The organism is Paenibacillus tundrae, assembly GCF_036884255.1.
Lineage (GTDB): Bacteria > Bacillota > Bacilli > Paenibacillales > Paenibacillaceae > Paenibacillus.
The window spans coordinates 5,455,001-5,481,655 of sequence record NZ_CP145605.1 but is presented as its reverse complement, the minus strand read 5'-3'; the positions used below and the strand labels follow the sequence as shown (position 1 = coordinate 5,481,655).

Here is a 26,655-nt window from a genome sequence, read left to right as displayed (position 1 = left end):
TCCTATGAATATTGGAAAATAAATAAACAGAAGAGGATCTATTCCCACAATGATGTGGAGAATAGATCCTCTTCTGTGCTAAGGCTTCTTTCGTTGCACTCTGCGATGTAGTATCAACTGTAGTCAGCCATCATGCTATTTGACAATCTGACAGGAGAGAAGTTACTTGCGCAGGTTACCAAGTTCAGAAGCTACAGCTTCAACCTCAGAGATGCTCAAGTGTTCTTTTCCCATAACCATCTCATACAGATCGTGAAGGTCTTCATACTTTTCCAGTGGAAAAGATGATCCTTGCATTGCGGCTCCACTCGCCATCCGCAATTTGGTTTTGATTGCCTCAATCATATATTCCATGTTGGCAGTACTTGCTTGCGTTAAATCCATCGTTATGTCCATCCCTTCCCTATCGGAAACTGTTGTCATTGTATCATGATTGGACTGGCTCAGGCGAATGCTTTTGCGGGAAAAGAGGGCATCGGGTAAAATGATGGATACAATAACAGTCGACATCCATACGATGTGCGAAGGAGGAAATGTTTTTGGCAGCATATAAGCGGGAATTGATCCGCAAGCAGAATCGAGAAACCCGTAGAAGTGTGCAGGGAGAAGAGCTAGATTTATTTTTCCACAACATATATCAGGTTCACTCCCCAGATGAGATCACCTTTGTGTGTATTGGTACAGATCGTTCTACAGGTGATGCACTCGGGCCGTTAACAGGGAGTTTGCTGGAAGGAAAAGGAGTGGGGCATGTTATAGGAACAATGCCATATCCTTGTGATGCAGACACGCTGCAACAGAAGCTGGCATGCATCCCGCCACATCAAGTCATCATTGCCATTGATGCGTGTCTGGGGCCGAAGGCTGCGATAGGTCACTTTTACCTTTTTAATCAGGCCTTGAATCCAGCTGAATCTGTAGGGGGCAACCTGCCATCCGTCGGACATTATAGTGTAGCCGCTGTGGTGAATGCGAATGGGCCAAGACCATATACTGTGCTGCAAATGACGTCTCTTCACCAGGTGATGAACATGTCCCACATGATTGCAGAAGCCGTGTTGAAAGCAGCAGTTTCGGGACAAACGTTTCATTCCTGATAGGAAAGCTTAATAATATACAACCTGAGCTTCAGCTTGAGAGGTTGTTCAAAAAGTCCGCTTTTGATTACGAAGTATGCCTGATGGGATTTCCCTTTTTGAACATGAACTTGAAGTGAATGAACCAGATTCATTACAATGAACGCAAGTGCATTTATTATGTGTAGAGAGAGGGATACATATGGAAAAAGTGATGTGTGATGGAACGACAATTTGTTATGCTGAACAAGGTCAAGGAGATGCGCTGATCTTACTCCACGGATATTGTGGTAGCTCTTCCTATTGGGATGAAGTGGTACCTGAGCTTGCACGAAGCTATCGCTGTATCGTGCCTGATCTGCGTGGACACGGGAAAACGGATGCGCCTGTAGGAAGTTATACGATGGATCAGATGGGCAATGATGTACTGCAATTAATGGATGAGTTAAAGGTAGAAAAGGCAACTCTGCTTGGTCACTCCATGGGAGGTTACATCGCCTTGTCTATTGCTCAGCGTCATCCAGAACGACTCAATGCCTTTGGTTTGATTCATTCTACGGCTTACCCGGATAGCGAAGAGGGGAAAGAAAAACGACTTCGTGCCGTGTCAACGATACAGACGGATGGAATTGTGAATTTCGTGGATGGTTTGGTTCCCGCGTTATTTGCCCCAGAACATGTAGAGTCCATGTCGGCACAAGTTACACGTGTGAAAGAAATTGGGTATCAGACAGCACCACAAGGAGCTGCTGGCGCTGCGCTCGCTATGCGTGAACGTCCAGATCGTCGTGATGTTTTGTCAGCTACACCATTACCTGTACTGTTGGTTGCTGGAGAGAAGGACGCTGTCATTCCGCCAGAACGCACTTTCACAAGTGATAAGCCACATATCGTACAAGCGGTAATTCCCGGAGTGGGACATATGAGCATGTATGAGGCACCGGAACAGTTAATTCAGGTGATTAAGCAATTTATGGATGGTTTGTCTTCATCGAAATAATGTATAGAACGAGGATTATGGCTTAGCTTCATTTACAGCATAAAGTGATGATCCATTTAACCATTTAACAATTAACGATGATGCATATATGAACCTCTGCCAAATACCCTATTCGGGAAGGCAGAGGTTTTTTTGCGTATAAGGTCACGGTTGGAGGGGCGTACTTTGGCTTTTTGATAGTGCATGCATTAAAATAATGTTCATAGAGGTTGTTCAAAGTCCGTCCTTTTTGAACACGCAATGAAAGACTGCTAGGCCGAGGTTAGGTCAACAAGCGAACGTTAAGGGGGCACATTGGATGTTCAGAAAAGACTATCTGCTCCGCATGGTGGAGGAAATGACTGAAGCGATCGGCAAAGTGTTTACGTTGAAGCAACAGCGGAAACATGCCGAGGCACTGTCTGAACTGGATGAATTACTTCGCAGGAATTTTGGCTTGAATTCGTCTTTGCTGAATTCTTTGCCTGCAGAGGATGTTATCGAGCTATTCCGTTTTCGTGGCATGATTGAAGTAGATAATTTGCAGCAAGCGGCACGCCTACTTGAAGAGGAAGCTTATATATATGGTGAAAAAGCGAAGGTTGAAGGCATAGATGATGAGGAACGACAGCATTCATTAGATGAAGAACTCATCCGATTAATGAAATCTCTTCATTTTTATCTATATGCACTAAATCACGGAGCCAATCCGAAACTGCTGGATGCGCCGGATCGTGTCGAGTCCATTTTGGATCTAACCAAAGAATACGAACGACCGGCACGAACGGAGAAACAGCTTGCCATGTACCGTGAACAGCAAGGAAAGTATGATCAGGCAGAGAACAGCTGGTATAGACTATTACATGTTGGTGGAGAGCATCCTGTGAATTATCGTCATGATGTGCAGGCATTCTATGAACGGCTAAGTGAACTTGAAGATGCCAAGCTTGAGGCGGGAGGACTCCCTCGTGAGGAAGTGGAAGAGGGGTTTGCCCAGTTACATCGGGAAACGGCGAATGGATAGGAACACCGCTTGTTAGATGTCCTTGCTTGGAGCGGGGACGGAATTGTGGTATGGTAACGGTTGACCAAACCAAATCGAAAGTGAGATGTACCCCCGTGGATTCATTGCGAAAGCTTATACAAGACATCTTTGAACAGAACTCGCTGATTACGGCGACCTGGAGCCAGCTACGCAGACGGGACAATGTCTCGTATACGAAAGTGCAAGTCAAGCCGGTAACGCTCAAAAATCAGTTGCATTATCAATTCGCATTTCATTATAACAACAAAGTGCTGCATGAGAATTTGACTCCGGCTGAAGCGACTGAACGCATGACTGAACTGGCCGAAGAGACGTTTCGTCAAGGGCTGCTCTGTACCACAGAAGCAGACTATCAGATTTTGATCAGCAAAAAATATAAAGTGTCGATTCTGACGAAATCCGCATCCAAGACGGCTGTGGATCTGTCCCACAATCGCAAGAAGCAATACGTACTGGAGGATGGAGTCCCTGTTTCCTTCTTAGTCGAATTAGGAATTATGAATGAAGAAGGTAGGGTACTCGCTCGTAAATACGATAAGTTCAGACAGATCAATCGTTTCCTTGAGATGGTGCAGGATGTAATTCCCCACCTGCCTGAAGGTCGCCCGCTGACCATTGTTGATTTTGGCTGTGGTAAATCGTATCTGACCTTTGCTCTGTATCACTACCTGTCCGTACAGCAACGCAGATCCTTGAAAGTTATAGGTCTGGATCTGAAAGCGGATGTCATTGAGCATTGTAACGATCTAGCGAACAAGCTGCATTATGGTGATCTGAAGTTCTTGGTTGGAGACATTGCAGACTATGATGAGCTGAATGCAGTAGATATGGTCGTCACACTACATGCCTGCGATACGGCGACAGATGCGGCATTAGAAAAAGCAGTCCGTTGGGGAGCCTCTGTTATTTTATCGGTTCCATGCTGTCAGCATGAGCTATTTGACCAGATCGAGTCTACGGTCATGAATCCGTTGTTGTCCCATGGTATTCTCAAAGAGCGCTTCTCTGCACTTGCGACAGATGCCATTCGTGCTAAATTGTTGGATCTAATGGGATACAAAACGCAATTGCTCGAATTTATCGATATGGAGCATACGCCCAAAAATATACTCATCCGAGCTGTAAGAGGCCAAGCAGGTCCAACGAAGCAGTTGTGGGATGAGTATACAGCGTTCCGTGATTTCATTCATGCTGATCCGTATTTGGAGCGAGCTTGTGCAGATCTGTTGCCCGGAGGCGGATCTCGGGAAGCGTCTGGCATAGACGAAGCTACTGCTTCAAGTGATTGTAAGAACTGTTAATGAATATTTGTTGAGGTCAGCCAGAATTGTTCTGGCTGGCTTTTTTGTGTTTTCAGGTCAGCCAATAATGATTGGTTGGCCTTATTTTTGCTTTTCAGGGAAGAGGGATTAATGGAGTAGCGTGGGATGGGTAGAGTGAAATGGTGAAATACAACTGTCGATAGATTGGAACGGTGAAGCAAAAGCAGGCTCGTTTATGTTTCCTACAGATCCTGACCATACTGATAATCATTGAATGGGAAGCATATGAAAGCGAATCGGAATTGCTTCGTCACTCAGGTAGATATATGTAGCAGCTTAGTATAAAGACGACGACACAGTATAAGGAATTTAGAGATACAGATAGGAGGTGCCATGTGTCAGCAGAGAGGGATACGTCCAAACGAAAAGGGAGAAATTCGCTGGAATCATGCTTAACCGCAGCAATGGGGTTGATCGTTTGTATGCTCTTGTGGATGGCATCTCTACGCCGGGGATTGTTTTACGCCAGTGATGTTTATGGAATCCTCTTGATGGCTTGTGCAGGGGCATTAATCGCATTCATTTTCGTATCATATTATGTACACCAAATGAAGTCTAAACGAAGGTTGCCGAACATAAATGAATTCGGTCTGGCCCAGTCAGAGGATAAGTCGATACAGTTACCTGCCTTGGGTTATTTTTCGTGGACGCTCTGGCCGTTAGGTATGATGATATGCTTTGCCCTGCATGCGTTGACCGGCTCACACAGTACACAGGGTAGTTTAGACGAAATGCTTCGTTGGAGCTTGCTAGCCATCTTTGCTCTGTTGGTAGCAATATTGGCTTGGCTGCCGCAAGGAGCAGGATGGTTTAAGCTCGGCTGGCAGATTACAGGCAGCGTGCTGGTGTTAAGCGGCATCTTAACCGTGTGCGGTATAATGCGGCTGCCCTTTGGGGTCATGCGAACAGCCGACCCTGAGATAAGCTCAGCCGGAGCACGGCTCGGCGGATTGCTGCAATACCCCAATGCGTACGGTGCCGTAGTCGGCATGTACGCATTGGAGCGGCTAGGCGCCGCCGCGCGCGTCATCGGCTGGCGACCGCCGCACGGCGTGCAGCCTGGAGCCGCACAGCCGCCGCGCACCTGGCAGCTCATCGCGGCTGCAGCGCCGCTGATGCCCGCGATCGCCGCGCTCCTGCTGAGCGAGTCGCGCGGCGCTTGGCTGGCAACCGGCTGCGCAGCCGGTTGCGCCTTCGCCCTACAGCGGCGTGCATTCCGCCTGCCGCTGCTGCTGGCCACGGCCGCGCCTCTGGCGAGCGCGGCGTGGCTTCACCGCCAGTTGGCTGCTGCCCAACTGGCGCCTGCACCTGTGCCCGGCCTGCTGGCACTGGCCGGGGCATGGGCAGCTGCGCTGCTCGGCACGCTGCTGCTGTGCCGGTTATGGCACGGCAGCGCGAGTTCGCGTGCAGCCGCCGTAACGGCCACGGCGCTGGCGGCAGTTGCCGCAGCCGCGCTGGCCGTGACCTCCACCGCCGAGCGTCTCGCGGCAGGTGTCGGCACAGGGCTGTCCCGCCTACGGATGTGGCAGGACGCCCTGAAGCTGTGGACCGAGGCCGCATGGCTCGGCCACGGGGGAGATACATGGCGCGGCATGTATCGCGCCATACAATCCTCGCCGTATGTCGGCGGCGAGGTTCACAGCGGCATCCTTGATCTTGCTCTGGATGCCGGCATAATCGGACTAGTGCTCGTTGTATTGTGGTTTATATCAACAATACGCATCGTATGGCGAAATGCCACTCACCTAGTTCCTTGCATCCTAGTTTTTGGCCTTCACGGTGCAATTGATTTTGACTGGAGCTTCACGTTAATTTGGATGATGTTTATCTGGATTGGTGGCTGGGCGTATGCCTTACAATTCAATATGCATCAAACGCGGGGAGCACAATCATCCGTGCACAGTCCAAAAGGGAGGATCTTGGAAGATAGCCTATCTGTTTCACCGTTCGGTTGTAGCACGAAGCTAATCCCTTCAAGGCAGCATGAATGGGGGAAAGCGAAACACAATGAAGCATACTCTCAAACGGTATTCTCTCGATACAGGTATGAGGTAGGGGATCTTATACATAAGTATCAAATGGTGAATATATGGACTACAACCGGTTTGATCGTACTTACTGCGGTTTGTTGGATTGGCGGGATAGCTTGGCTGGCTGGCCAGCAGATGGCAGCGGAAATGCATTATCGTCAAGTCGTGCAATCAACGGATCTGTCGGAGGAGCAAGCACAGATACTTATTCAGGCATCCCGAGCGAATCCATACCGTTCAGATATCGCCATTACGCTAGCTCGTTTACTTCCTGTGGTCGATGCAGAGAAGATGCTACGACAGAGCCTGTCCCATACCCAATCAGATGCCGGAATGTATTTTGAATTAGGACAACTCGCAGCCCAATCGCTTAAGAGCGAACAAGCAATACACTATTTTAACGAGGCGATTGCATTGAACCGGTATGATGCTACATTTCATTTCGGCGCTGTATATTGGATGCAGCAGATCGCGCAGCAAGAGTTGAAGGCAGGGCAACTGGATCAAGCCAGGCAGACCGCTGCGGCTGGAGTGTATATCGTTGAACGTTATAGGCGGTTGGTTGAAGCAGTGGCGATGAGTAATGATCGCAATGACCGCCGTTTCGTACTTCAACCAGCGGCGACCGTATATGAAGATAGGCTGCGAACGATAGCTGACAAAGCCTATTTTTCTAAAGATTCCAGCAGCGTTCGCTGACCCATATTCACCGGCTCAACTGCAATACAAGAGAGCGGAGAGGGCAGGAAAATAGAGAAAAAGCTGCTCCCGCTCTCTAGCTTTCACTTCACTATAGTCGATAACCACCAAATGCCTGTTGAAATGCACGCTGAAGAGGCTCTAGCTCCACGCTCCATAATGCAGCAAGCTCTGAGCTTACGTCTGCGTTCCACCAATCACACAGTTTTTTGCGATTATCGCGATTTTCCCCGATCCAGAGCAGATTGCCAATCACTTTACCGTAGTATAGTTCTTCTGCTTGCTTCATTAGTTCGGGGGAAACGTACAATTTGAGTCGTTTGGCTGTACGATATAACTCCTTGCTGCATGCTCGCCGAATGCCTCTTGCCGAGGGTAACTTCTGACCAGGCATGTTATGTTTTACCGGGGGAGTACCGGGTGTGGTTTTGCTTGACATCTCATCACGCTCCTCTTCCGATACCATATGCGGAGTTCCTCTTACAGGACACAATCCCAGCTGGGCAATGTAGCAACGTCTACAGCCCTGTGATAAAATAGGGACGAACATCCATAGTGCGAACAGGCACTGCTAATCAGGATGAAGAAAGAGGGTTGAGATGGACGTTATTCATAACATAGTCAGCCAATTGTTCGATTGGATTCAAAGTCTTGGATACTTTGGGATCATGCTTGGATTAATGCTTGAGGTCATTCCAAGTGAAATTGTGCTGGCATATGGAGGTTTTCTCGTATCACAGGGAAACATTAACTTTTTCGGTGCTATGATTTTCGGTACAGTTGGCGGTGTGCTTGCACAGCTATTTATTTACTGGATTGGCCGTTATGGCGGCAGACCTGTACTGGAACGCTACGGGAAATACATACTCATCCAGAAAAAACATATCGACCATTCCGAAGAGTGGTTCCGCAGGTATGGTACAGGTGTCATTTTCACGGCGCGGTTTGTTCCAGTGGTAAGGCATGCTATCTCAATCCCGGCTGGCATCACGAAAATGCATACAGGCAAATTCATCATGCTTACTACCCTCGCTGTTATACCTTGGACTGCTTTGTTTATATATTTAGGGATGATTCTTGGAGATCAATGGGAACATATTGATGAAAAAGCAGCACCGTACATTATGCCAATTTTACTTGTAGCACTGGCTCTTATGATTATTTATGTACTAATTAAATGGATGAATGCTCGTAAAAAGAAGGGAAGTGTTGAGTAATGAGTAAACCTAACTTGTCTCACAAATTCGGTAAAGGTCTGCCTCCTAAAGAATTTATTGAGAGTATGACGAAGAACCAAAGTGAATTTCAGGCCAACTATGATAGCTTTACTTGGGCTAACGAAGAGGATCGTGAGTTTTTTGAGAGCCTTAACTACCGCGACGATCTGCGTGTGCTGATTCTTGCTGCTGACTGGTGCGGCGATGTTGTACGTAATATCCCGGTTGTGTTCCAGGCTCTAGAAATCTCTGGCATACCGACAGAAGTGCTTATTATGGAGAACCATCCAGAAGTGATGGATGAATTCCTGACTATGGGCGGACGTTCCGTGCCAATCGTTATTTTTGCAGACACAGGTGGTCATGTACTTGGTCAGTGGGGACCACGTCCACAGCATGTACAAGAAGTAATGGTTGAGTTCAAACGTCTTAATCCAGATCGTGATGCTGCAGACTATCAGGATAATATTGCTGTGGCACGTCAGGAAATGGCTAAACGTTATGGGGAAGGAACGGAATCACATGCAGTTATCATTAGCGAGCTGCGCGAACTGATTTCGGGTTATTGATCCAATATGTTGAAGATTCGTACATTTACACTAGGCCCGCTACAGACCAACGCATACCTTCTGCAGGGGGAAGATCCGGGCAAAGCAATAATCATTGACCCAGGAATGAACCCGGGTGCACTGGTGAAGGCGATTGAGGATTTGGAGATTGAAGCGATTGTGTTGACTCATGCTCATTTTGATCATATGGGCGGAGTGGACGAAATCCGTAAGTTGAAGGGTTGCCCTGTCTACTTGCATGATCTGGAAAGCGATTGGTTGTCATCTCCGAAGTTAAATGGTTCGATGAACTGGCCACAAGCTACACCACCGCTTTCAACAGAGCCTGCTGAATATGCGATGGATGAAGGACAGAAACTGAACTTCATCGGTCATACATTCCACGTATTCCATACTCCAGGTCATTCACCTGGTAGTGTGAGCCTGTTATGTGGTGAAGATCTATTTGCTGGGGATGTTCTATTCCGTATGGGCGTAGGAAGAACCGATCTAACAGGTGGACGCGAACGTGATCTGATCGATTCAATTCAGAATAAGCTGTACACCTTTGGCGATGAGGTTAGAGTCCATCCTGGTCATGGACCCAAAACAACCATCGGATATGAGAAGCAGAACAATCCTTACGTATCCGCAAGATAATTCGACAAGCTTATCGGCTGAAAGATAACAATCTGTCATTTTGATGAGAAGAAAGTCTGGACAAGTGACATTTTTTTCATTAGAATAGCAATTAGTTGTTACAAGCTGTGCAGCATCATCTAACTGAAGCGTTAATCAGAAATACCCAACCTTGCGAAGCACGCAGACTGTGGTCTATACCCGGTTTGCGTTCTTTTTTTGTTTTCAGCACCTTTTTGCCTAGTAGATATAAAGTTTGACAAGATTCGGCGGAGATAGACATGAGGACAGTATTAGGCTATAGATTGGGCAAGATACATATGTAGTCAAGAGGAATGAATGGGGAAGAGATTGTTTGAGAAGTGTATAGGTAGCAATACGTTTTAAGCTGTTTTGTTAGCAGTAATAAGAACGAATAGCCAAGTGTAGAAGAAGAAGTAAGGTAAAAGCAAAAATAGAAGTAGAAGTAACTAGAGGGCGGGGAAGTAGAAGTGGAGAAAAGACGAGTAATCCAGTTCGGAGAGCGTAACGAACAGTACGTTATTGAAGAAGGTCGTCGAATGGAGAACAATAGATTAGATTTGGTCGTAGAGCGGTCTCAAGTACATAACCAGAGTACGCAGATGAATAACAGTAATCATCAATTAAACGAAACGTTAGAACAGAAGCACGATTTATGGAAAAGTCGGTTGTTAAAGAATCAAGTAAGGAAGCAACCCTGGTTTATTAAACTGCAAGAACACCGCAATGAAATCTGATCGTGAAAAAGTTTGCACTATCCTTTGAACGATTATGGATTTCACTTCGTACTATCTTTACATGAACGGGAAGCAGGTGATAGGCCAGATGAAGGCAGCCGAATTGGAAGAAGTTCGCAGAGCGGCAGAAGGAGACGACAGTGCACTGGCTGAGTTATTACAACGTCACTATGCATTTGTATATAAGTATCTCGTTAAAGTGACAATGGATCCAAGTCTTGCAGAAGAGACGGTACAAGATACGATGATTCGATGCATGGAGAATATTCATCGATATGATGGATCGTCTGCTTTCTCATCTTGGATGATTACTATTGCGACACGTATTTATATTGATAAGACACGACGCAGGCGAAGAGAACAGAACTGGCTTGAAGTCATCCGGAATCAGGCGATTAGGAAGTTGCGCTGGCAATTTGAACGTCGCAATGAGGAATGGACGGATGTTATGGATGCGATGACCAGACTAACACCTGAACATCGGGTAGCAGTCCTTCTGAAACATTATTACGGCTATGGATATGATGAAATTGGTCAGATGTTAGATATTCCATCTGGGACGGCGAAGTCGCGCACAGCGTATGGTCTTCGTCAATTGAGAAAGGAGCTACAGGAATATGAATAGATCGGATGAGCAGGCCCAGCGGGAAATGCTAGAACGATTGAATCAACAGATGAAGGTGCTGGACGAAGCATATGAACCTGTGAATATTCCTTCATTAGCGTCACTTGAAGCCCAGGCCAAGGATCGAAGACAAAGTAGGCGTCGAGCAGATCGGTTGGAAATGTTCTTGTTCTGGTTGGTGGGCATTATGCTTCTCACGTTAGGTGCATTATTAATCCGTTCTTCTCCTGCAGTTTATTTGGGTATTCAGGTAGTTAGTGTGGTTGCGGCTATTGCTGTAACTTTGATGTTGGTGAGTAAACGCGGAAAGGAGACTACACATGAATAATTTCCGTTATCCTATAGATGAAGTACCACTGATCTGGATTGTCATTATCGCCGTGCTATTACTGTTTCAGGGTACATGGATCTTTCAAGATGCACGCAGACGTGGACGTTTCCCTTGGTTATGGGGATTATGGGGGATCACTGGATTTCCAACCCCTCTTATTGTGTACTGGTTTGTAGTTATTCGTTCCAATCGTAGAATGCGATAATAGGGAGAACAAGGCAATAATCGTTCGCGTAATAACGCTCCAAAAAAGATTTTGCACAAATATGTTGTATAATTCTAGTATTCCTAGACATCGCTATTCTTTTCTAGTAGACTATACAAATAATTAAAAGTTAGACTACCAGGAGGTTAGACGATGCTACGTTTAGGAGAGAAGGTTGTCATCGTCGCGGATGCGTTTGAGCAGAATCTTCCTGTGGGGGAATATGGATTCATCATCGCTTATGACCGGAATCCGGACAATGCGTTCGATTACGTGCTTCGAGTGCCGCAAATGAACCGGAACTTTTTTGTTCCAGCCGGTGACGTTGATCTGGAAGAGGTTCTGCTGAAGCAAGAAGCTGAGCGGGTCGAGCGAGAAGCGTTGATAGATTACGCCCTTGCGACACACAATGAGAAGCTGTTTCATCATCTGATGAACGGAGATTTTCAAGCTGTGGAAGAGGAAGAGGAAACCGCGGACGAAGTGATGTCACAAGCGGATTTTATAAAGCAGGTTAATCTGCGAGCATGGATTTAGAGAGTCGGCTGATGCCGACTCTTTTTTATTAGATAGAGGTTAGTTATAGAAGAAGGAAGAGAGTGAGTCTTAGACTGAGCAACTACTTAGATATGCTTCATATTGTGGTGTTATTTTGCATATTACACAAGTCTCGGGTCTTTGCATTGAATTGTCGAACTATCTCCCCTATAATAAAAAAAGTTATCTTGGGACTTTAGCCCGTTAAACGAGCGATTCGTTTTAGGCGGTTTCGGGAAGTTGAACGAAATGAAGGAGGCCATCCGAAAATGAGTATTTCAAACAATGACGTTCAGCATGTGGCCAAGCTTGCTAGGCTTAATCTGACTTCTGATGAAGAGCAGATGCTGACAGGACAGCTGAACGCGATTTTAAAATATGCAGAAAAGCTGAATGAGCTGAACACAGACGACATTGCACCTACCAGTCATGTCCTGCACGTAAGCAACGTGACGCGTGAAGATGAGACAAAAGAAAGTTTGTCAATCGAACAGGTCATGCACAATGCACCGGATGAAGAAGAAGGCCAATTCAAAGTGCCTGCTGTAATGGAATAACCGATAACCGGAAGGAGGACGAACATCGTGAGTTTATTTGAACAATCGTTGCCGGAGATACATAACAAGCTGCACGCCAAGGAGTTGTCGGTCAGCGATCTCGTGAATCAGGCATATGAGAACATTGGTGTACGTGAAGATAAGGTAAAGGCATATTTGGCATTGGATGAGGAACGGGCTCGTGCCCGTGCACGCCAGTTGGATGACCGTCTTGTTAGTGGAGAGGAAAAAGGTCTGCTCTTTGGATTGCCTGTAGGGATCAAGGACAATATCGTTACGAACGGATTGCGTACAACATGTGCTAGCCAATTTTTGAGTAATTTCGATCCGGTGTATGATGCAACGGTTGTGGAGAAGCTTAGAGCGGCTGATACTGTAACGATCGGTAAATTGAACATGGATGAATTCGCTATGGGCGGTTCGAATGAAAACTCAAGCTTCTACCCTGTTCGTAACCCATGGGCGCTGGATCGTGTACCAGGTGGATCGAGCGGTGGGTCTGCAGCAGCTGTTGCAGCTGGAGAGGCATACTTCACACTTGGATCAGATACTGGTGGTTCAATAAGACAGCCGGCTTCGTATTGCGGTGTAGTTGGCCTGAAGCCAACGTATGGATTAGTATCTCGTTTTGGTCTGGTAGCTTTTGCATCTTCATTGGATCAGATCGGGCCATTGACCAAAAATGTCGAAGATTCTGCTTATGTTCTGCAAGCCATTGCAGGTTATGATGCCAAGGATTCGACATCTGCAAAAGTCGACATTCCCGATTATTTGAGTAGTCTTACCGGCGATGTCAAAGGGCTTCGTATTGCTGTACCGAAGGAATACATCGGTGAAGGTGTTGATCCAGAAGTTAAAGACAAGGTTATGGCGGCACTCAAGGTACTGGAAGGGCTTGGAGCAACTTGGGAAGAAGTATCACTCCCGCATACCGAATATGCAGTTGCTACGTATTACTTGCTCTCCTCCTCCGAAGCTTCATCGAACCTTGCTCGGTTTGACGGTGTTCGTTATGGCGTGCGTGCAGAGAATCCTGAAAATCTACTCGATCTGTATCATCAGTCCCGTAGTCAGGGCTTTGGGCAAGAGGTTAAACGACGCATCATGCTGGGTACGTATGCACTTAGCTCCGGATACTATGATGCTTATTACCTGAAAGCACAAAAAGTACGTACATTGATCAAGCAAGATTTCGACAATGTATTTGCTAAATATGATGTGATTATCGGACCAACGGCTCCGACAACTGCGTTCAAACTAGGTTCTCAAGTGGATGATCCGCTGACCATGTACCTTAATGATATTCTGACGATTCCGGTCAGTCTTGCTGGCGTACCTGCAGTTAGCATTCCATGTGGTTTCTCGGATGGACTTCCTGTTGGGTTGCAGATTATTGGTAAAGCCTTTGATGAAACAACCGTACTGCGTGTAGCGCATGCGTTTGAACAAAATACGGAATTCCACAAGCAGCGTCCGCAGCTGTAGACTGCCCGGAACGGAGGAATATAGAAATGTCCGCATCTAAATATGAAACGGTCGTTGGACTTGAGGTCCACGTCGAGTTGCACACCAACTCCAAAATTTTCTGCGGTTGCTCCACAGCCTTTGGAGCACCGCCTAATATGCATACTTGCCCTGTCTGTCTCGGGCACCCAGGTGTATTGCCTGTATTAAATCGTCAAGCAGTTGATTACGCGATGAAAGCCGCAATGGCTCTGAACTGTACAATTGCTGATGTTAGTAAGTTTGACCGTAAAAACTACTTCTACCCGGATTCACCAAAAGCGTACCAAATCTCACAATTTGATCAACCTATTGGCGAGAACGGTTGGATTGATATCGAAGTGAATGGTGAAACGAAACGAATCGGCATTACCCGTCTCCATTTGGAGGAAGATGCAGGTAAGCTTACTCACGTTGATGGCGGCTATGCTTCATTAGTTGACTTTAACCGTGTAGGTACACCGCTTGTCGAGATTGTATCAGAACCAGAGATTTCTTCACCTGAAGAAGCGCGTGCTTATCTTGAGAAGCTGCGTGCAATTATGCAATATTGTGAAGTGTCTGATGTGAAGATGGAAGAAGGCTCGCTTCGTTGTGATGCCAACATCAGTTTGCGTCCACATGGACAAGAGAAGCTGGGTACACGGGCTGAACTCAAAAACATGAACTCCTTCCGTGGTGTTCAGCGTGGTTTGGAATATGAACAATTCCGCCAAGCTGAGATCCTGGATGATGGCGGTGAAGTGGTGCAAGAGACTCGTCGTTGGGACGAGGCACAAGGCAAAACACTAACTATGCGTGGCAAAGAGCAGGCGCATGACTATCGTTATTTCCCAGATCCAGACCTAGTTAACCTGCATATTGATGATGCTTGGAAAGAACGGATTAGAGCTTCAATTCCTGAGCTTCCAGACCAGCGTAAAGCTCGCTATACTGCGGATTATGGTCTGCCAAGTTATGATGCTGAGGTTATTACTTCATCCAAAGCGATTGCAGATCTTTTTGAAGATAGCTTGAAATACACGCAAGATGCCAAAACGGTATCCAACTGGATCATGGGTGAATTGCTTGCTCATTTGAACACCAGTAATTTAGAGTTGTCTCAGGTTCCTCTGACAGGTCAAGGTCTAGGTGAGATGATCGGACTGCTTGAGAAGGGCACAATTAGCAGTAAGATTGCCAAAACAGTATTTAAAGAAATGCTGGAGAGTGGTAAACTTCCACAACAGATCGTTGAAGAGAAAGGTCTTGTCCAAATTAGTGACGAGGGAGCCATTCTTACCATTGTTGAGCAGGTTGTTGCAAACAACCCTCAATCCGTTGAGGATTACAAGGCTGGTAAACAAAAAGCCATCGGTTTCTTGGTTGGTCAGGTTATGAAAGAAAGTAAGGGGAAAGCCAATCCAGGCTTGGCCAATAAACTACTGACAGACGTACTGAACCGCTAATCCAGCCGGTGAGACCGGATAGAAAGAGGCTCGTCCCTGCGACAGCCTCTTTTTTGTAAAACAAATTGAAGATAGCGACGATAGAAACAAGTTCTATCTATGGAGTAGGCATGTACATGTTTTTGATAGCTAAGTACCTTATTCGCACGGTCATAATGTATATTGCGCAGGAGGGAGATGAGGGAAAGTGCATATCCAAGCTTTGGTATTAGACGAGATGGAAACAGTGAGCCAGCTCTGGCGGCTTCAGCATGTGGCGTATCGATTAGAAGCTGAAATTATCGGATTTCAAGAGATCCCACCTCTGATGGATACGATCGAGACACTCCAGAACTGTGGTGAGACTTTTTATGGTTGCATGGATGCTAAGGGTGAGCTTCTTGGTGCGGTCGCCGTAGCGAAGGAAGAGGAAAATACGTTGACGATTACACGTATGATGGTGCATCCGAATCATTTTCGTCAAGGGATCGCAGCAGCATTAATGTCTCATGTGTTTGAGCAGTATCCCCATGTGCCTCGATATATCGTGTCTACAGGCACCTTGAACCAACCCGCAGTGAATCTGTACACTAAATTTGGCTTCAAACCTGTAGAGGTTGTTCAGATTGCCCCTGGTGTGGAGCTAACGACGTTTCACAAGAGTTAGTCTCATCTTAGGTATGACAACATTAGTTGGGGAATAAATATTAGATATTAACGATTAAAGATGTTAACAACTTGGAGGGGGAACACCGGCTTTGGGTAATCCTTGGTTTATTGATGAGTGGCATATTTTGTTACGGTTATTGCTTGCGATGTTACTGGGAGGGCTTGTAGGTTTAGAACGTGAGCGTTCGAATCATGCGGCTGGTTTGCGTACGCATATTCTGGTATGTCTTGGCTCTGCATTAATTATGATGTTATCTGTTTATGGATTTAAAGATTTTGCAAATGAATTAAATGTACGGATCGATCCGGCACGTCTAGCGACGGCGGTTATTACGGGTGTCGGATTTTTGGGAGCAGGAACGATTCTTTTCACCGGAAAATCAATCACTGGTTTAACAACTGCAGCATCAATCTGGGTGGTTGCAGCTATTGGGCTTGCCGCAGGTGCGGGGTTCTTTTTTGCATCCATCGTATCCACGGTCTTAGTTCTGCTTAATCTCTGGGTATTTAATAAGCTGGAGTTAAGGTACATTCGAGGTAACAAGCTTCATGTCGTCACACTCCATACGTTATCTGAACCCGGCTTTCTGGAGCAGATCTCTTCCTTTTTGGAGCATGAGAAGATCAAAATACGCAAAATTACAGTAAATGAACAAGACTTGGCTTATGCAGAAATGGTCTCCGTCGAGCGTAAAATTGAAGTTGTCCTGCATGTTCATGTGCCGCATGATTATAGTACAGTACAGCTTGTATCCAAATTGAGAGAGCGAGAACATATTACCAAGGTATCTGTAGAATAAATGAATCCAGCCCTCCCCAGGCCAGTAGTGGCGGAGGGTTTTTGGTTGTATCCATTATTCTTCCAGTTACTCTACTGCCGCTTTAGGGTACTATCTAACCAAATGCACAAAGAGCGTGAGCATCATTTTTTGAGGAAAGGGGCATGTCATGGTAAGCAAGAAGCAACCCAAAAAACAGAAGAATCAACCTCGGAAAAATAAAAATATGACCCAAAACAAACCCATTCGGAACCGAACACATAAATTCCTCGCTGGGTTATTAAGTGCCATTATTCCGGGTATGGGGCATATTTATTTGCGGCTATATATGAGAGGTCTTACGTTTATGCTGCTCATTCTACTGGACTTGTCGGCGCTCTTGTATTTCTCATCGATCGGCATACAGATTAACGTACCGCTGTTGATCCTGCTGGCTTTATGTATTCCAATAATCTATTTCTACAATGTGTATGATGTATTACAATCGGCCGACTGGGTTATGATGCGCAGGCGTAGAGTGAATGTACTTGGAGGCTCGGACAAGCCGGAACCAAATGAGCGTGCTGCAGGAGAAGCGCTTATGGTCTGGGAAAGAGGGATATCATTTGGACTGTTGCTCATTGTAGGCGGAGCACTCATGGTATTGTTCTTCCGTAAACCTCGTTGGTTCCAAGAGGTCTTGGCGCTGTATGGAGGATATGTGTTTGCAGTCTTGTTAATTATAGGTGGCTTAATTATATTTGGTCGTGAAATATGGGGTATGCTGCGTAAAACGAAAGTGTAAATGACGTTATCTAGGAGGGGAAACGATGAACCGTAAAATCCGAGTTGGTCGCTATACGGCTGCCTCCTTAATCATAACAGTTGGTGTTCTATTGATTATGGATAAGCAGTGGGGAACCGACTATTTCTATGAAATTGTGGATTGGTGGCCATTGCTGCTCATTGCACTTGGTTTCGAGTGCATCCTATTATTTCTCTGGTTTCTTCGCAAGAGAAAGACCTTAACAGAGGAAGTAAAGGGCGAGAAGGTGAAAATGCGTTTTAGACCGGATGCAAAAGGTATATTGGCATCTCTTGTGCTTACGGCTTCTGTGTTCATCGTGACCGAGCAGGATCATTACATGCATTTATGGAACAGGGTGAGTCTCAATCTCGGAGCCGCATCAATGGACTATAGCCAAGCTGCTGGATACATGCAAGATAAAGGAACCATACGTGTACCCGTGGAGATGGAAACTTCGGATATTGTCGTTCAAGGCGTAAATGGAGATATTGCGTTCCAGCGCGGAGACACAGATGAAATTGAAGTGCGTACGGTTGTCTGGGTGGACAATACGTCAGAGGTTCAGGCTAAGGCTGTAGCAGATGCTTCTTTTGTTGAGACAGAGGGTACGAAAGTTATTTATATCAAAGCTACGGGCAAGACTTATGGAGAAAATGAAAAAACACAGCCACGGATGAATATGACCATCACTGTCCCGGATGACCGTCGTTTTAATCTGGACATCCGCACATCCAATGGTGCAATCTTATTGAACCGCCCTGAAGCGATCAGCACCATTATGGCTGAGACGGGAAACGGACGTATTCGAATTACGAATGCGGTTGGCGATATTTCAGGCAAAACACTGAATGGTGATGTCATTGTAGCTAATGCGATTGGCAATGTTGACCTGGATAGTAATCGAGGAGATATGAAAGCTCGTGGGGTATCTGGAGATGTAGATTTAACGACACAAGTGGGCAGTATCAGTATTACCGATTCAGTTGGTGAGTTTACGGCGGAGACTAGAAACGGGAATATCACCTTGGACAATGCAAATCTGGGCATCAGAGCTCAATCGTTAAATGGGAGCATCAGCATTACTTCGACCAAAATAGGCGGCGATTGGGAAGTGTACAGTGCAGTCGGCGCAATTAATATATTGATACCGAATCAAGGTGACTATAAACTGAATGGATCCAGCAGCTATGGCGACCTATTAACGGATCTACCGTTTACAGTGCGAAACAAAACGATTGAAGGTCAATTAGGCGAAGGGGAATATACGGTTAAAGTTGAAGGGAACAGCGATCTGACGATTAATGAGAATCCTGAAGTCATGTCCCCCAGTGTAGATGTACAAAATGTAGAAGATACAGGGGATGACGTGGAACAGATGGTTGAGAATGAGCAAAATTCCCAGGACAATCCACCGGAAGTTCCGTGACTGCCGCGTTGACAACAAACTTGTAGTCGCCGTACAATAACTATCATAAGGTAAGGTGACACGGTGGGATAGACGGTTGGCCGTTGTTCCTGCCTAAGATCAAACTCTGAATGGCGTTACATGATGATGTGATCTTCATTTAGAGAACGAAAGGTAAGGCGGTGGGTTTTATGGCAACACGTGTCCAACATGCGTTGGAGCATCTGAAAACGACCGGTGTCCGTATTACACCCCAGCGTCATGCCATATTGAATTATCTGATGGAATCTATGGGGCATCCAACAGCCGATGAAATTTACCGTGCGCTTGAACCCCAATTTCCCAGTATGAGCGTGGCGACTGTATATAACAATTTGAAGATGTTTTTGGAAGCCGGCATGGTTCGGGAATTAACATACGGAGACAATTCAAGTCGCTTCGATGCCAATGTCACGGATCATTACCATGTGATATGTGATCAATGCGGCAAAATTGAAGATTTCAGCTATCCTTCGTTAAAAAGCGTGGAGCTGCAGGCGGAGACAAGTACTGGATTTGAAGTACATGGTCACCGACTGGAAGTCTATGGTGTATGTAAAAGTTGCAGGACTTAAGAGAGTTGAATTACAATATTAACGTGTGGAATTCGGTTGAATTCTTCACGTTTTTTGTTTTTAAGGCTATTAGATGATGTTATGTATGCATAATGATTAAGATTCAGCATGAATAACGGAGGTAGACTGTTGAGTAGAAAAAACAGATATACACGTCAGAAACGTCGCTCGTTCTGGCCTGGTTTACTTGGGGCTTGTATCGTTGCGGGTGCTGCTTACTGGCTCATTACGAATGTATGGCTTAATCCAACTTATGAAGAGCCCGATTGGATTGGGATGAAACAACCTATTTTTGTAGAAGGACAGCGTATGGAGGGGCAGGCTTCAGGTTCAGGAAACGAGCTCAAGCTACCCATTAGCGTACTGCAGGATGTAATTGATCCAGGCATTCGTTATGAAGCTGCTACAGGTGATATTATACTTGCATCACCCCAACGAGTGCTGCATATGAAGGTAGACAGCACACAAGCAGAATTGAATCATAAGGACTTTCCGATGTCGGTAAAGCCGGAGGTAGTAGGGGATGAAGCCTACATTCCGCTTAAACCTCTGAAGGAGGTCTATGGCATAGCTATACAAGAAGATTCTACAACCGGTGCAGTTTTACTTATGCGTGGGGGAGATACCATACAATATGCTACGGTGAATACTGGATCGACCAAAGCAGATAAGACGGTTCCGCTGTACAAGCAAGGGGGAGAGCGTTCTCCTATAATTGCCGATATGCTGCAAGATGACCGAGTGAGGGTGTGGCAGACGGGGGATGAACAAAGTTTTGTACAGCTCGACAATGGGTATGCCGGTTACATGGACAACCAAAACATTACCCTCACTGAGCAAAAGGAGCTGGACAAGCCTAAATTCACACTTACTGCAGCTGAGAAGAAATGGCAGACTAAGCCTGTAAACTTGGTATGGGAGGCAGTGTATAATCGCCAACCAGACATTTCGTCTATTGGCAAGTTGCCAGGAGTGAATGTAGTTAGTCCAACCTGGTTCCATATTACAGATGGGCAAGGTAACCTGAGAAGTAAGGCAGACAAGAGCTACGTCAACTGGGCTCACCGCTCTGGTAAGGAAGTATGGGGATTGATCGACAATAGTTTTGATCCGGATATTACGAAGGAAGCAATGGCAATGTATGAGACACGTACTCATATTATTGAGCAGATGTTGACATATGCGCAGACCTATCAGCTGGACGGGATCAATATTGATTTTGAGAATGTCTATACGGATGACGGTCCTAACATAACGCAATTTGTGCGTGAAATTAAAGCGATGGCACGTATTCATGGGTTGATGCTCTCTGTTGATGTAACACCAAAATCCAATAGTGAAATGTGGTCGGCTTTTCTAGATCGTCGTTCTCTCGGTGCTTTCGCTGACTATATTGTAGTGATGGCATATGATGAACACTGGGCTGCAAGTCCAAAGGCGGGATCAGTAGCATCTCTGCCATGGACAGAGGCATCTATGCGCCGTATTTTAGAAGAAGACGAAGTGCCTGCCAATAAACTAATTATGGCTGTTCCGTTATACACACGGATATGGACTGAAGAGAAGAATGAACAGGGAGAAGTCAAGGTGTCTTCGAAGGCGGTAGGTATGAACACCGTTGCAGATCTGATTAAGGAAAAGAAACTAAAGCCTGTGCTGGATCAAGCCAGTGGGCAAAACTATGTGGAATATGAGGAAGAAGGCGCAAAGAAGAAAATATGGATAGAAGACGCCGTGTCTCTCCAGGCACGTGTGGATCTGATTGATTCGCTGGAACTGGGCGGCGTTGCTGCGTGGAACCGTAGTTTTGCAAACGCCTCTGCCTGGGAAGTGCTGAAACAAGCCGGCTATGGCAAATGAACTTATCCTAACTCATCATTGTTACACCATTGAGAATCTAGTGAACACGCAATGGACTTATAATCTTCGTTTCATTAATCCAATTGTAGAATTCAAAAAGACCCGGAGTAGTCATTCCGGGTCTTTTTGTTATTGAAATCTTAATGGTCATTAACAACAGTCGCGAATGATGGGTATCCAAGGAGTTAAGCTTATCTTTCTCGTCTGTATCATTCCTAGTCTGTACTTGAAGGAGAAGGCGCTTTCAGTTGTGGGGCGATCGTATTGGCCTGTTTGGGATCTAAGGTGAGGATGGTATGACAGAACATGCAACGATCTGTCTTGCCCAGCATTTTGGTTAACTTGCCGCACTCTGGACAATCAACCTGCACAGCGCTCGTTGACAGCATGCCTGCCCAAAAGTAGATCGCCAGACTAGCCAACATAGCAACCAGTCCAATGACGAGTCCTACAGCAGCAAATATCTTGCCAGCATGTCCCCAGAATACAATTCCGGCCGTACCCAGGACCATTAGACCCATACCTAGCATGGTAAGCAACAGTCCCCAAGTGCGAAAAGCATTAATTTTAGCTGATTTAAAAATCATGAAAAATGCTCCTAACGTATGAGTAGTATCGTATCTGGAAAAGAAGGAAACTTCAGCCTGCTTGTAGAATTATATTATAACTGACTTGGCGCATATCTGCCATGAATTGTATGGAGGGACTCGTGGAATTAAAGAACCTAGCTTTTTTATCCGGACAGTCGGAAGAGACGGGAGCAGTTGGGGCTATCGCTTATTCCCACCCGGGAGAGCGATTCCACGGCTCCCTGATTCAGGATTTCGAATTGCTTGTACTTATTATATGTGAATCAGATGAGGTTGCATCCAAGGTAGGGCACTATAAATATGGTGATCTACGTTATCAGATTATGTATGCAAGTAGACACGAGCTGCGAGGCAGTGTGATTACTGGGGACAATGACAACATGATGCAATGCCTGATAGAAGGAGAGATCATCTGGGAAGTTGACGGTGCCATAAGTGCCCTGCGAGATGAGTTATCTACTTTTAGTAAAGAATTGCGAGAGCAAAAGCTTCTACATGAATTCGCTAGCTTTCTTAGAATGTATGTGGAGTCGAAACGCTACATTCAGGAAGGGCATGTGGTGGATGCGTATTATAATGTACTTGAGGCTCTAGGGAACTGGGCTAGAATCGTACTAATTGAACAGGGAATATACCCAGATCACGCTGTCTGGACACATGTACAGAGCTTGGATCGGGCATTGTGGAAGCTATATCAGGAGCTTACCGTCAGCTCAGAGACACTGGAGCAACGTGTGGAGCTTGTTCTACTAGCCTGCGAGTTCTCTGTCATGTCCAAAATGAGTGAATGTTCGGGACTGCTTCTACGTGTGCTAGGTAGCCGTAAAGAACCTTGGAGTATGGATGAACTTGTTCATCATCCTCAATTAAGGTTTGTTGCCAAAGATCTTCCGCTTATTCTGCGTAAGCTGGTTTTCCGTTCATTAGTAAAAGAATCACCTGGTTGGCCTTCCTTAATCGGGGGAGAAGGGCGCGAAATCCGTTACTGGATTGAGAATTAAATGAGTGCTGGACTCAACAGTTATACTGTATAAAAAGAGGAGGGGAAACCTTCCTTTTTTGTTTGTTTAATAATTTATAAAAAAATGTTGACTCTTAATTATGATTTATGATACATTATATTTCGTTCCTCAAACGAAGAATGTTGTAACAGACAGTCAGATTCTGCTGAAGAACATCGAGAACAAAATGCTTCAAAAAAAGAATTTAAAAAAAGTTCTTGACGAAAACAAACGAAATGTGTTACATTATAAAAGTCGCCGCTGAAAACGCGGTTGACACAAAAACGAGTAACATGATTCAAGTTTGATCTTTGAAAACTGAACAACGAGTGAGTAACGATCTTGCTTGCAAGATCGACGCTGAGAAATCGTACATGTCTTCGGACTGGATGATTTCGAAGCACAAATGAGATTTTTAATCTCGTCAGATTCAAAATGAGCTAATCGCTCTTTTCAATACTTTATTGGAGAGTTTGATCCTGGCTCAGGACGAACGCTGGCGGCATGCCTAATACATGCAAGTCGAGCGGACTTGATGAGAAGCTTGCTTCTTTGATGGTTAGCGGCGGACGGGTGAGTAACACGTAGGCAACCTGCCCTCAAGCTTGGGACAACTACCGGAAACGGTAGCTAATACCGAATACTTGTTTTCTTCGCCTGAAGGAAACTGGAAAGATGGAGCAATCTATCACTTGAGGATGGGCCTGCGGCGCATTAGCTAGTTGGTGAGGTAACGGCTCACCAAGGCGACGATGCGTAGCCGACCTGAGAGGGTGATCGGCCACACTGGGACTGAGACACGGCCCAGACTCCTACGGGAGGCAGCAGTAGGGAATCTTCCGCAATGGGCGAAAGCCTGACGGAGCAATGCCGCGTGAGTGATGAAGGTTTTCGGATCGTAAAGCTCTGTTGCCAGGGAAGAACGCTTGGGAGAGTAACTGCTCTCAAGGTGACGGTACCTGAGAAGAAAGCCCCGGCTAACTACGTGCCAGCAGCCGCGGTAATACGTAGGGGGCAAGCGTTGTCCGGAATTATTGGGCGTAAAGCGCGCGCAGGCGGTCATTTAAGTCTGGTGTTTAATCCCGGGGCTCAACCCCGGATCGCACTGGAAACTGGGTGACTTGAGTGCAGAAGAGGAGAGTGGAATTCCACGTGTAGCGGTGAAATGCGTAGATATGTGGAGGAACACCAGTGGCGAAGGCGACTCTCTGGGCTGTAACTGACGCTGAGGCGCGAAAGCGTGGGGAGCAAACAGGATTAGATACCCTGGTAGTCCACGCCGTAAACGATGAATGCTAGGTGTTAGGGGTTTCGATACCCTTGGTGCCGAAGTTAACACATTAAGCATTCCGCCTGGGGAGTACGGTCGCAAGACTGAAACTCAAAGGAATTGACGGGGACCCGCACAAGCAGTGGAGTATGTGGTTTAATTCGAAGCAACGCGAAGAACCTTACCAGGTCTTGACATCTGAATGACCGGTGCAGAGATGTACCTTTCCTTCGGGACATTCAAGACAGGTGGTGCATGGTTGTCGTCAGCTCGTGTCGTGAGATGTTGGGTTAAGTCCCGCAACGAGCGCAACCCTTATATTTAGTTGCCAGCACTTCGGGTGGGCACTCTAGATAGACTGCCGGTGACAAACCGGAGGAAGGTGGGGATGACGTCAAATCATCATGCCCCTTATGACCTGGGCTACACACGTACTACAATGGCCGGTACAACGGGCTGCGAAACCGCGAGGTGGAGCCAATCCCAACAAAGCCGGTCTCAGTTCGGATTGCAGGCTGCAACTCGCCTGCATGAAGTCGGAATTGCTAGTAATCGCGGATCAGCATGCCGCGGTGAATACGTTCCCGGGTCTTGTACACACCGCCCGTCACACCACGAGAGTTTATAACACCCGAAGTCGGTGGGGTAACCGCAAGGAGCCAGCCGCCGAAGGTGGGATAGATGATTGGGGTGAAGTCGTAACAAGGTAGCCGTATCGGAAGGTGCGGCTGGATCACCTCCTTTCTATGGAGAATCGTTTCCCGTAGCGGAAACATTCAAATATCAAATCTAGCCAGGTCGGCTAGTTACTCACTCGTTGCTCAGTTTTGAGAGCTCAAACTCTCAAACAGCTTGCTTTTGCATGGAGCTTGTTCTTTGAAAACTAGATATCGAAACGAACGAAAATGCGAATTAGAACATTCCTTTTTAGCTGAACTTGTGTAAACAAGTTTCAATAAAAACGGTAGATTGCTGGAGCGAGTGATCGAAATGGAGCGACTTTTGGATTTGGACGTAGTCCAAACCAAGCGGAGCGACAGATCGAACACGAGCGAATGGTTAAGCTACTAAGAGCACACGGAGGATGCCTAGGCGCTAGGAGCCGATGAAGGACGTGGCGAACAACGAAACTGCCTCGGGGAGCTGTAAGCAAGCTTTGATCCGGGGGTGTCCGAATGGGGAAACCCAGCTGGGGTAATTTCCAGTTACTCATAACTGAATACATAGGTTATGTAGAGGCATACCAGGGGAACTGAAACATCTAAGTACCTTGAGGAAGAGAAAACAATAGTGATTCCGTCAGTAGCGGCGAGCGAACGCGGAGAAGCCCAAACCAAGGAGCTTGCTCTTTGGGGTTGTGGGACGTCTCACATGGAGTTACAAAGGAACCGGTTAAACGAAGAGGTCTGGAAAGGCCCGCCAAAGAAGGTAAAAGCCCTGTAATTGAAAGTCTGTTCCCTCCGAGACGGATCCCGAGTAGTGCGGGGCACGTGAAACCCCGTATGAATCCGGCAGGACCATCTGCCAAGGCTAAATACTTCCTAGCGACCGATAGTGAAGCAGTACCGTGAGGGAAAGGTGAAAAGCACCCCGGAAGGGGAGTGAAATAGAACCTGAAACCGTGTGCTTACAAAAAGTCAGAGCCCGTTTTAGGGGTGATGGCGTGCCTTTTGTAGAATGAACCGGCGAGTTACGTTCCCGTGCAAGGTTAAGGTGAAGAGCCGGAGCCGCAGCGAAAGCGAGTCTGAATAGGGCGATGTAGTACGTGGACGTAGACCCGAAACCGGGTGATCTACCCCTGTCCAGGGTGAAGGTGCGGTAACACGCACTGGAGGCCCGAACCCACGCACGTTGAAAAGTGCGGGGATGAGGTGGGGGTAGCGGAGAAATTCCAATCGAACTCGGAGATAGCTGGTTCTCCCCGAAATAGCTTTAGGGCTAGCCTCGGAAAACAGAGTCGTGGAGGTAGAGCACTGATTGGGTGCGGGGCCCGCAAGGGTTACCAAGCTCAGTCAAACTCCGAATGCCATAGACTTACTTCCGGGAGTCAGACAGTGAGTGCTAAGATCCATTGTCAAAAGGGAAACAGCCCAGACCATCAGCTAAGGTCCCCAAGTGTGTGTTAAGTGGGAAAGGATGTGGAGTTGCACAGACAACCAGGATGTTGGCTTAGAAGCAGCCA

General features: G+C 46.4%; 26 protein-coding genes and 2 rRNA genes (1 of these 28 running past the window's edge). 25 read left to right on the top strand and 3 right to left on the bottom strand.

Annotation, left to right across the window (positions count from 1 at the left end):
• Nucleotides 1-162: 162 nt before the first annotated feature.
• A complete protein-coding gene (locus V6W81_RS24610; RefSeq protein WP_056693416.1) occupies nucleotides 163-384 on the bottom strand; it encodes a DUF1128 domain-containing protein in 222 nt (73 codons plus the stop codon).
• A gap of 155 nt (nucleotides 385-539) precedes the next feature.
• On the opposite strand from V6W81_RS24610, the gene yyaC reads away from it, so the two are divergent.
• The 5 genes from yyaC (at nucleotide 540) to V6W81_RS24585 (ending at nucleotide 7,151) form a co-directional block, all read left to right on the top strand.
• Nucleotides 540-1,097 (top strand): spore protease YyaC, encoded by a 558-nt coding sequence (gene yyaC, locus V6W81_RS24605; RefSeq protein WP_260985513.1) that lies wholly within the window; start codon nucleotides 540-542, stop codon nucleotides 1,095-1,097.
• Between the two features lie 181 nt (nucleotides 1,098-1,278).
• Nucleotides 1,279-2,076 (top strand): alpha/beta fold hydrolase, encoded by a 798-nt coding sequence (locus V6W81_RS24600; protein WP_128103553.1) that lies wholly within the window; start codon nucleotides 1,279-1,281, stop codon nucleotides 2,074-2,076.
• 298 nt (nucleotides 2,077-2,374) lie between these two features.
• Nucleotides 2,375-3,079: a DUF6483 family protein gene (locus V6W81_RS24595; protein ID WP_128103552.1), complete on the top strand. Its 705-nt coding sequence runs from the start codon at nucleotides 2,375-2,377 to the stop codon at nucleotides 3,077-3,079.
• Between the two features lie 95 nt (nucleotides 3,080-3,174).
• Entirely contained in the window at nucleotides 3,175-4,401 is a 1,227-nt protein-coding gene (locus tag V6W81_RS24590; protein WP_430700921.1) for a class I SAM-dependent methyltransferase, read from the top strand.
• A 1,301-nt stretch (nucleotides 4,402-5,702) separates the two neighbouring features.
• Complete coding sequence (locus tag V6W81_RS24585; protein WP_338540672.1) at nucleotides 5,703-7,151, top strand: O-antigen ligase family protein; 1,449 nt, start codon at nucleotides 5,703-5,705, stop codon at nucleotides 7,149-7,151.
• 91 nt (nucleotides 7,152-7,242) lie between these two features.
• Here the strand turns inward: V6W81_RS24585 and V6W81_RS24580 are convergent, their stop codons facing one another.
• Nucleotides 7,243-7,590, bottom strand: coding sequence for a dehydrogenase (locus V6W81_RS24580; protein ID WP_082560313.1), 348 nt, complete (start codon nucleotides 7,588-7,590; stop codon nucleotides 7,243-7,245).
• Between the two features lie 160 nt (nucleotides 7,591-7,750).
• On the opposite strand from V6W81_RS24580, the gene V6W81_RS24575 reads away from it, so the two are divergent.
• The 17 genes from V6W81_RS24575 to V6W81_RS24495 all read left to right on the top strand — a co-directional run bounded on the left by V6W81_RS24575 (nucleotide 7,751) and on the right by V6W81_RS24495 (nucleotide 21,612).
• The gene (locus tag V6W81_RS24575) at nucleotides 7,751-8,368 is read left to right on the top strand and encodes a DedA family protein (RefSeq protein ID WP_056693428.1); all 618 of its coding nucleotides are present in this window, start codon (nucleotides 7,751-7,753) and stop codon (nucleotides 8,366-8,368) included.
• Nucleotides 8,368-8,937, top strand: a complete 570-nt coding sequence (locus tag V6W81_RS24570) for a thioredoxin family protein (RefSeq protein WP_338540671.1) — start codon at nucleotides 8,368-8,370, stop codon at nucleotides 8,935-8,937. The genes V6W81_RS24575 and V6W81_RS24570 overlap by 1 nt, the downstream gene beginning before the upstream one ends.
• 6 nt (nucleotides 8,938-8,943) lie before the next feature.
• Complete coding sequence (locus tag V6W81_RS24565) at nucleotides 8,944-9,576, top strand: MBL fold metallo-hydrolase (protein WP_338540670.1); 633 nt, start codon at nucleotides 8,944-8,946, stop codon at nucleotides 9,574-9,576.
• 470 nt (nucleotides 9,577-10,046) lie between these two features.
• On the top strand, nucleotides 10,047-10,313 hold the full coding sequence (locus V6W81_RS24560; protein WP_338540669.1) for a hypothetical protein: 267 nt from the start codon (nucleotides 10,047-10,049) through the stop codon (nucleotides 10,311-10,313).
• Between the two features lie 88 nt (nucleotides 10,314-10,401).
• Nucleotides 10,402-10,938: an RNA polymerase sigma factor SigY gene (sigY, locus tag V6W81_RS24555; RefSeq protein ID WP_145051607.1), complete on the top strand. Its 537-nt coding sequence runs from the start codon at nucleotides 10,402-10,404 to the stop codon at nucleotides 10,936-10,938.
• A complete protein-coding gene (locus V6W81_RS24550) occupies nucleotides 10,931-11,266 on the top strand; it encodes a DUF5345 family protein (RefSeq protein WP_338540668.1) in 336 nt (111 codons plus the stop codon). Before sigY ends, V6W81_RS24550 begins: the two co-directional genes overlap by 8 nt.
• Nucleotides 11,259-11,474 carry a hypothetical protein gene (locus V6W81_RS24545; RefSeq protein ID WP_338540667.1) on the top strand — a complete coding sequence of 72 codons (216 nt, stop codon included), beginning with the start codon at nucleotides 11,259-11,261 and terminating at the stop codon, nucleotides 11,472-11,474. Before V6W81_RS24550 ends, V6W81_RS24545 begins: the two co-directional genes overlap by 8 nt.
• A gap of 153 nt (nucleotides 11,475-11,627) precedes the next feature.
• A complete protein-coding gene (locus tag V6W81_RS24540) occupies nucleotides 11,628-12,011 on the top strand; it encodes a hypothetical protein (protein ID WP_056693448.1) in 384 nt (127 codons plus the stop codon).
• A 269-nt stretch (nucleotides 12,012-12,280) separates the two neighbouring features.
• Entirely contained in the window at nucleotides 12,281-12,568 is a 288-nt protein-coding gene (gene gatC, locus V6W81_RS24535) for an Asp-tRNA(Asn)/Glu-tRNA(Gln) amidotransferase subunit GatC (protein ID WP_338540666.1), read from the top strand.
• A gap of 27 nt (nucleotides 12,569-12,595) precedes the next feature.
• Entirely contained in the window at nucleotides 12,596-14,053 is a 1,458-nt protein-coding gene (gene gatA / locus V6W81_RS24530; protein WP_338540665.1) for an Asp-tRNA(Asn)/Glu-tRNA(Gln) amidotransferase subunit GatA, read from the top strand.
• A gap of 26 nt (nucleotides 14,054-14,079) precedes the next feature.
• On the top strand, nucleotides 14,080-15,519 hold the full coding sequence (gene gatB, locus V6W81_RS24525; protein WP_338540664.1) for an Asp-tRNA(Asn)/Glu-tRNA(Gln) amidotransferase subunit GatB: 1,440 nt from the start codon (nucleotides 14,080-14,082) through the stop codon (nucleotides 15,517-15,519).
• Between the two features lie 217 nt (nucleotides 15,520-15,736).
• Nucleotides 15,737-16,165 (top strand): GNAT family N-acetyltransferase, encoded by a 429-nt coding sequence (locus V6W81_RS24520; RefSeq protein ID WP_338544065.1) that lies wholly within the window; start codon nucleotides 15,737-15,739, stop codon nucleotides 16,163-16,165.
• Nucleotides 16,166-16,256: 91 nt separating this feature from the next.
• Nucleotides 16,257-16,967, top strand: coding sequence for an MgtC/SapB family protein (locus V6W81_RS24515; protein WP_145051599.1), 711 nt, complete (start codon nucleotides 16,257-16,259; stop codon nucleotides 16,965-16,967).
• Nucleotides 16,968-17,115: 148 nt separating this feature from the next.
• Complete coding sequence (locus V6W81_RS24510; RefSeq protein WP_338540663.1) at nucleotides 17,116-17,730, top strand: hypothetical protein; 615 nt, start codon at nucleotides 17,116-17,118, stop codon at nucleotides 17,728-17,730.
• Between the two features lie 25 nt (nucleotides 17,731-17,755).
• On the top strand, nucleotides 17,756-19,159 hold the full coding sequence (locus tag V6W81_RS24505) for a DUF4097 family beta strand repeat-containing protein (protein WP_338540662.1): 1,404 nt from the start codon (nucleotides 17,756-17,758) through the stop codon (nucleotides 19,157-19,159).
• Between the two features lie 170 nt (nucleotides 19,160-19,329).
• Nucleotides 19,330-19,752 (top strand): peroxide-responsive transcriptional repressor PerR, encoded by a 423-nt coding sequence (gene perR, locus V6W81_RS24500; RefSeq protein ID WP_056693464.1) that lies wholly within the window; start codon nucleotides 19,330-19,332, stop codon nucleotides 19,750-19,752.
• A 108-nt stretch (nucleotides 19,753-19,860) separates the two neighbouring features.
• Nucleotides 19,861-21,612: a glycosyl hydrolase family 18 protein gene (locus V6W81_RS24495; protein WP_430700920.1), complete on the top strand. Its 1,752-nt coding sequence runs from the start codon at nucleotides 19,861-19,863 to the stop codon at nucleotides 21,610-21,612.
• Between the two features lie 215 nt (nucleotides 21,613-21,827).
• On the opposite strand, the gene V6W81_RS24490 is transcribed toward V6W81_RS24495, so the two are convergent.
• Complete coding sequence (locus V6W81_RS24490; protein WP_145051590.1) at nucleotides 21,828-22,199, bottom strand: DUF2614 family zinc ribbon-containing protein; 372 nt, start codon at nucleotides 22,197-22,199, stop codon at nucleotides 21,828-21,830.
• A 122-nt stretch (nucleotides 22,200-22,321) separates the two neighbouring features.
• On the opposite strand from V6W81_RS24490, the gene V6W81_RS24485 reads away from it, so the two are divergent.
• From V6W81_RS24485 to V6W81_RS24475, 3 genes are all read left to right on the top strand, one after another.
• On the top strand, nucleotides 22,322-23,203 hold the full coding sequence (locus tag V6W81_RS24485; protein WP_307219916.1) for a nucleotidyltransferase-like protein: 882 nt from the start codon (nucleotides 22,322-22,324) through the stop codon (nucleotides 23,201-23,203).
• A 461-nt stretch (nucleotides 23,204-23,664) separates the two neighbouring features.
• Nucleotides 23,665-25,217: ribosomal RNA gene (locus V6W81_RS24480) — 16S ribosomal RNA — on the top strand.
• A gap of 313 nt (nucleotides 25,218-25,530) precedes the next feature.
• Nucleotides 25,531-26,655: ribosomal RNA gene (locus tag V6W81_RS24475) — 23S ribosomal RNA — on the top strand; it runs 1,801 nt beyond the window's last position.
• Together the 16S and 23S rRNA genes form the textbook arrangement of a ribosomal RNA operon.

Excerpts from the sequence above, each read along its gene's own strand:
- V6W81_RS24595 (WP_128103552.1), top strand. The coding sequence starts at position 2,375 with ATGTTCAGAAAAGACTATCTGCTCCGCATGGTGGAGGAAATGACTGAA.
- V6W81_RS24540 (WP_056693448.1), top strand. The coding sequence starts at position 11,628 with ATGCTACGTTTAGGAGAGAAGGTTGTCATCGTCGCGGATGCGTTTGAG.
- perR (WP_056693464.1), top strand. The coding sequence starts at position 19,330 with ATGGCAACACGTGTCCAACATGCGTTGGAGCATCTGAAAACGACCGGT.
- gatB (WP_338540664.1), top strand. The coding sequence starts at position 14,080 with ATGTCCGCATCTAAATATGAAACGGTCGTTGGACTTGAGGTCCACGTC.
- V6W81_RS24575 (WP_056693428.1), top strand. The coding sequence starts at position 7,751 with ATGGACGTTATTCATAACATAGTCAGCCAATTGTTCGATTGGATTCAA.
- V6W81_RS24580 (WP_082560313.1), bottom strand. The coding sequence starts at position 7,590 with ATGTCAAGCAAAACCACACCCGGTACTCCCCCGGTAAAACATAACATG.
- V6W81_RS24565 (WP_338540670.1), top strand. The coding sequence starts at position 8,944 with ATGTTGAAGATTCGTACATTTACACTAGGCCCGCTACAGACCAACGCA.
- V6W81_RS24495 (WP_430700920.1), top strand. The coding sequence starts at position 19,861 with ATGAATAACGGAGGTAGACTGTTGAGTAGAAAAAACAGATATACACGT.
- V6W81_RS24570 (WP_338540671.1), top strand. The coding sequence starts at position 8,368 with ATGAGTAAACCTAACTTGTCTCACAAATTCGGTAAAGGTCTGCCTCCT.
- V6W81_RS24510 (WP_338540663.1), top strand. The coding sequence starts at position 17,116 with ATGGTAAGCAAGAAGCAACCCAAAAAACAGAAGAATCAACCTCGGAAA.
- V6W81_RS24610 (WP_056693416.1), bottom strand. The coding sequence starts at position 384 with ATGGATTTAACGCAAGCAAGTACTGCCAACATGGAATATATGATTGAG.
- V6W81_RS24520 (WP_338544065.1), top strand. The coding sequence starts at position 15,737 with ATGGAAACAGTGAGCCAGCTCTGGCGGCTTCAGCATGTGGCGTATCGA.
- V6W81_RS24505 (WP_338540662.1), top strand. The coding sequence starts at position 17,756 with ATGAACCGTAAAATCCGAGTTGGTCGCTATACGGCTGCCTCCTTAATC.
- V6W81_RS24550 (WP_338540668.1), top strand. The coding sequence starts at position 10,931 with ATGAATAGATCGGATGAGCAGGCCCAGCGGGAAATGCTAGAACGATTG.
- sigY (WP_145051607.1), top strand. The coding sequence starts at position 10,402 with ATGAAGGCAGCCGAATTGGAAGAAGTTCGCAGAGCGGCAGAAGGAGAC.
- V6W81_RS24600 (WP_128103553.1), top strand. The coding sequence starts at position 1,279 with ATGGAAAAAGTGATGTGTGATGGAACGACAATTTGTTATGCTGAACAA.
- V6W81_RS24490 (WP_145051590.1), bottom strand. The coding sequence starts at position 22,199 with ATGATTTTTAAATCAGCTAAAATTAATGCTTTTCGCACTTGGGGACTG.
- gatC (WP_338540666.1), top strand. The coding sequence starts at position 12,281 with ATGAGTATTTCAAACAATGACGTTCAGCATGTGGCCAAGCTTGCTAGG.
- V6W81_RS24545 (WP_338540667.1), top strand. The coding sequence starts at position 11,259 with ATGAATAATTTCCGTTATCCTATAGATGAAGTACCACTGATCTGGATT.